Genomic DNA, 1,637 nt, shown 5'->3' with positions numbered 1-1,637 from the left:
CCCGACTTTGATCACGGATCGGCTGTTCGGACGTGCGCGTGGCGCTGACCTGCGGGTTCGTGGCTGTGATGGCTGGATTCTGTGCACTAACGGTCGGCTCTAGGCTTGCTGGGTGGCCCCGCACATCCGGACCGTGAGGACGGCGTCGGGGGCGCGGGCAGTGCAGATCGTGTACTCCAACCGCAAGGGCGCCCGGGACATCAAGCACATCGGGTCCGCGCACGACGACGCCGAGCTCGAGCTGCTCAAGACGGTCGCGCGCCAGACGCTCGCGGGTGGACAGGACGAGCTCGACCTGGGGTTGCGGCGGCCACCGCAGGCGGGCGGCCCGTTGCCGATCAAGACCTCCCGGATGGGGCACCTGTGGGACGCGCTGACCAGCGCATATGACGCGTTGGGGTTCGCGGATGCGGCTGGTGGGGATGAGGTGTTCCGGGACCTGGTGCTGGCGCGGATCATCGAGCCGACCAGCAAGTACGACTCGTTGCGGGTGCTTGCCGAGGCCGGGATCGCGACGGTCTCCTATCCGACGATCACCCGCCGGCTGCGGGTCTACAGCGCCGAAGGATGGCGTGAGCAGCTCGCTGTCGCCTGCGCCAGGCACGCGAAGCTGGGCCCGGCCACGCTCGTGCTCTACGACGTGACCACGCTGTACTTCGAGACCCACGAGGGTGACGGGTTCCGCGAGTCCGGGTTCTCCAAGGAACGGCGCATCGAGCCGCAGATCGCCGTGGGGCTGCTCACCGACGCGGCCGGGTTCCCGCTGATGGTCAACGCGTTCGAGGGCAACAAGGCCGAGACCACCACGATGGTGCCCACCCTGCGGGCGTTCATGGCCGCCCACCGGCTGGCGGACGTGGTGATCGTGGCCGACGCGGGGATGATCTCGGACGCGAACAAGCGCGCGATCGAGGCCGAAGGGCTGTCCTTCATCCTGGGCGCGAAGACGCCCGAAGTGCCCTACCAGATCCAGAAATGGCACCGGGAACACCCCGGCGAAGCGATCCCCGACGGGCACGTCTTCACCCAGCCGTGGCCCGCAGCCCCGTCAGACAAGCGCCGTGACCAGGTCTTCTACTACCAGTACTCGCACGACCGCGGGCGGCGGACCCTGCACGGCATCGACGAGCAGGTCCGCAAAGCCGAGGACGCCGTCGCCGGGCGCACCCCGGTCAAACGCAACCGGTTCGTGCAGCTGTCCGGCGCGACCAAGACCGTGAACCGCGACCTGGAAGCCAAGGCCAGGGCGCTGGCCGGCATCAAGGGCTACGTCACGAACATTCCCGACCCGACCCCCGAGACGGTCATCGGCGCCTACCGGCGCCTGCTGCAGATCGAGAAATCGTTCCGGATGGCGAAGTCCGACCTCGCCGCCCGACCGATCTACGCCCGAACCCGCGACTCGATCGAGGCCCACCTGAGCATCGTGTTCACCGCAATCGCCGTCGGCCGCTGGATCGAGGAGACCACCGGATGGTCACTGCGCAAGTTCGTCAAGACCGCCCGCCGCTACCGAACCATCGAGATCACCCTCGGCGAGCACACGATCACCGCCGCCGACCCCCTACCCGACGACCTCGCCGCCGTCCTCGAAGCCATCAAGACCAGAGCCACTGGACACTAACCTGATCAAACTC

The 1,637-nt window shown here is 67.9% G+C and carries 1 protein-coding gene; it reads left to right on the top strand.

Going from position 1 to position 1,637, the window contains the following annotated elements; all coding sequences use genetic code 11:
• Window positions 1–112: 112 nt before the first annotated feature.
• The gene (locus tag CCO02nite_RS15540; RefSeq protein WP_146844086.1) at window positions 113–1,624 is read left to right on the top strand and encodes an IS1634 family transposase; all 1,512 of its coding nucleotides are present in this window, start codon (window positions 113–115) and stop codon (window positions 1,622–1,624) included.
• The last annotated feature ends 13 nt before the right edge of the window (window positions 1,625–1,637 follow it).

The sequence above is a fragment of the Cellulomonas composti genome, assembly GCF_007990245.1.
Taxonomy (GTDB): domain Bacteria; phylum Actinomycetota; class Actinomycetes; order Actinomycetales; family Cellulomonadaceae; genus Cellulomonas; species Cellulomonas composti.
Note: the sequence above shows the minus strand (reverse complement) of the source record. Positions and strands in the feature narration are given on the sequence as shown.